The 3,177-nt window shown below is 35.5% G+C and carries 4 protein-coding genes; 2 read left to right on the top strand and 2 right to left on the bottom strand.

From position 1 onward, the window contains the following. A partial coding sequence (locus RT445_RS09095) for an RNA polymerase II (RefSeq protein WP_313470437.1) occupies window positions 1-1,009 on the bottom strand: 1,009 nt, incomplete at its 3' end. A 55-nt stretch (window positions 1,010-1,064) separates the two neighbouring features. On the opposite strand from RT445_RS09095, the gene RT445_RS09090 reads away from it, so the two are divergent. Continuing rightward, window positions 1,065-1,454 (top strand): DUF7147 family protein, encoded by a 390-nt coding sequence (locus tag RT445_RS09090; protein ID WP_274795843.1) that lies wholly within the window; start codon window positions 1,065-1,067, stop codon window positions 1,452-1,454. A 2-nt stretch (window positions 1,455-1,456) separates the two neighbouring features. Here the strand turns inward: RT445_RS09090 and RT445_RS09085 are convergent, their stop codons facing one another. Beyond that, entirely contained in the window at window positions 1,457-1,729 is a 273-nt protein-coding gene (locus RT445_RS09085; protein ID WP_054611705.1) for a YlbG family protein, read from the bottom strand. A 397-nt stretch (window positions 1,730-2,126) separates the two neighbouring features. Here RT445_RS09085 and RT445_RS09080 point away from each other — a divergent pair, with 397 nt between their 5' ends. Next, window positions 2,127-3,032: a glycerophosphodiester phosphodiesterase family protein gene (locus tag RT445_RS09080; protein WP_274795841.1), complete on the top strand. Its 906-nt coding sequence runs from the start codon at window positions 2,127-2,129 to the stop codon at window positions 3,030-3,032. The last annotated feature ends 145 nt before the right edge of the window (window positions 3,033-3,177 follow it).

Raw genomic sequence — 3,177 nt, 5'->3', positions numbered from 1 at the left:
CATCTAATACTTGCGATAAATACGTGTCCAATGTATCCGGTGAAATCGATTCATCCCCTAGTTTTTTCAGCGTTTCCTGCCAAGCTTGTTGTTGATTATCCGTCATATATTCATTTAAGTTCGTGATAATTTTCTTCGTTCTTTCTCCGCCAATTTGGTCGTTTAAAAAGTAGGATGCCACAACTTCAGGTAACCATTCTGGAGAATCCACAAATTTAAATTGAGATTTAATTTGTGACAAAATCACTTCCTGTTCAACAGCTTGTGTAGTAAGTGTTGGTAAAAATAACAATCTCTCATCATGAGCTACTACTGGACTTTTTTCTTGAATAATGGCAATATGTTCATCATTTAAAAACTGTAAATTTTCGAATGATTTTAGGAAATCATTCGGAATGGCCTGCTGGGCATAGATCGATAATACAGGGGATTGCTCTTGTACTTTAAGCTTACCTGCTTGCCAATAAAGATCTTGAACCGTTCCATCTCCTCTAAACATTGTATAATTGACATGAACTAATTGTTGTTGACCAACTAATGGTAGACCTGTAATCCATTGTCCATTCACTTTACTGTCCGTCGAAATAGATACAATTGAATAAGATGCTTCACCATTCATTAGTGTAGCAAAAACATTTTGAAGGAGCATCTTATTTTTTAAGCCACCCTCAATGGGAATTATGTATGACACAGATTGTGATTTTGTTTCTCCTTTTGCAAAATAAGAAACTTCATCTGATAAACGTTCACAGCTTTTTTCATTTTCGATAAAGCAACTAGCATTCGTTGCTTTTTCTGGCCATTTAATCTTCACCTTTTGATTCGGCAGATTTTTAAAATGGTGACGAATATCCAAGCTATTTTCACGATAAACAATTTCTATTTCCTGTGAGTAATGAAAATCACCTATGCCAGTTTCTAGATCAGAAGAATAAGCATGATATTGGAAAAATAACGTTCCTGTAATAATTAGTGCTAAAATAGAAAAAAAGCTTAATGCAAATTTCATGTGCTTGACCTCCCGCAGCATGATACTATGATAATGGAAAGGATGTGCAATTATTATGCCACAACAATTTATAGAATTAGGTGAAGGCTATGGTGATGTTTACGAGCTACTCGAAATTATTAAAACCAATCAGGAACGTTTTCATCAAGCCTTTATACTAACTTCTACAAAAGAAGATAAGAAGGTAATTTCTTTAGCTGTCGCCCTCAAACCAGTCGGTGAAAGTAAATTCATGCCTATATATATTTGTCGAGAAGGCATCCCATATAATGAGGAACAACCAACAAAGCGACAAAAAATGTTTGAAGCACAAATAGAACAACTCGATCGAAAAGCAGTTGTTGTAGAAATAAAGCACTCATCTATATTTTCGGAATCAAAACTATTTTATCAATACTTAATTGGCATATTAAGACTAAATAACTATATACCTGCATTAACTTAATATTATAGGCCTACTTTATAGTCGTATTCCTTTGCTTTATCTGGTTTTGCATTTTCATATTCAGTTTTCACAAATGGACGATAAGACTCTACAACGTCTTTCACAAATGGGAGGCGTTGTAGTTTTGTTGTCATCATGTCAATATCCTCACGATCACAGTAAAGCACTACGTACTTTTGCCTTCTAGAAATATAAAGAACATGACCATATTTCCGAAGAGACTTCGCATGTTTTAATTGATGGACGTAAACGATTAGCCCTTGTCGTTCGTTCATATTGGATTCCCTCATTTCTTACCTAAAAGAATACCATAGACCAGAAAATGATAGCAACAGAGTTTAGCTGACAGAACGCTCAATTTTCCGTTATAATGGAAAAGCATAAACATTGAACTTGGCAGAATTATGAATCAGGTGTTTTTGATGAATGAATGGTTGCTACATTAAAAGGAATAATAAATGCTGCTAACGCCTCGATAATGGAACGTTTTAACATTTAATCTCCATAACAATTATTTTATATGATGACGGCAAAAATCAGCATGAAAAAATCACCTTATTCACTTATACTAGTTTCTAGTTTTGGTAGCTCTCCAACGTTGAGCACTTACAATCAATGAAAAATGAAATCACTATACTTTTTATATGACGATAATTGTTAAGGAGGACGAATATGGGTAAGAAAACAAAAATTGCGCTTGCCATTGCAGCAGCAAGTGCAGCGGCGTGGGCAGGAAGTAAAGCGATTTCTAAACCGCAGCAACGAGAAAGCAAACAAGCATTACAATTTGATCGCCCTGTAATACTTGCACATCGTGGCGGAGCTCATTTAGCACCCGAACATACAATGATGGCTTTTGAAAAAGCTGCGCAGCTAGGTGTTGATGGCTTTGAAATCGATATCCGCCTAACGAAAGATGAGGAAATTATTGTTTTCCACGATGAAACTGTTGAACGTACTACAGATGGTTATGGTCTCGTTGCTGATATGACATTGGCAGAACTTAACGCCTTAAACCATGGCTACCAGTTTGAAGATCTAGATGGAGCTTTTCCATATAGAGAGGATAAATTAAATGTAGTAACGTTACGAGAGCTATTAGAAAGTTATCCAAACATGCTAATCAATATCGATATAAAAGATGCTCCTGATACGTATGAAGGAAGTCTAATGCCTTCAAAACTTTGGCGTTTAATTGAAGAACTTGGCGCTGAACATCGTGTCGTGGTAACAAGTTTTTACGGTGAACAAATAGATCGCTTCAATTTATATGCTCAAAATCAGGTAGCACTTGGTGCAGGTGAATCGGATGTAAGAAAAGCATTCGCTTCCTTCTCAAGTCAATTTGGACATTTATATCATCCAAAAGTAGATGTATTTCAAATCCCACCTAAATCAGGGGTTATTGCCTTAGATTCGCCTAAATTTATTCAGTTTTTAAATAACCTGAATATACCTGTTCACTATTGGACGATCAATGACATAGACACAATGAACAAATTGATCAATAATGGAGCACAAGGCATTATTACTGATCGCCCTGATATTGCTGTAGAGTTATTACAAAAGCAAGCTTGATATAAACAATAGAAAGGGAAGGACATTAGCAAGTCCTTCCCTTTATTTTTGAAAGCTCCCGAAATTACTTTCACTACATAATGAAAAAAAACTGTAAACAACTCTGCAAGTACCTTCGAGTTGTTTACAGTCTAGAAGAGATGTG

This window comes from Lysinibacillus sp. (genome assembly GCF_032093475.1).
GTDB classification, from domain to species: Bacteria; Bacillota; Bacilli; order Bacillales_A; family Planococcaceae; genus Lysinibacillus; species Lysinibacillus irui.
This window is presented reverse-complemented; position numbering and strand designations above follow the sequence as displayed.

Excerpts from the sequence above, each read along its gene's own strand:
- RT445_RS09090 (WP_274795843.1), top strand. The coding sequence starts at position 1,065 with ATGCCACAACAATTTATAGAATTAGGTGAAGGCTATGGTGATGTTTAC.
- RT445_RS09080 (WP_274795841.1), top strand. The coding sequence starts at position 2,127 with ATGGGTAAGAAAACAAAAATTGCGCTTGCCATTGCAGCAGCAAGTGCA.
- RT445_RS09085 (WP_054611705.1), bottom strand. The coding sequence starts at position 1,729 with ATGAACGAACGACAAGGGCTAATCGTTTACGTCCATCAATTAAAACAT.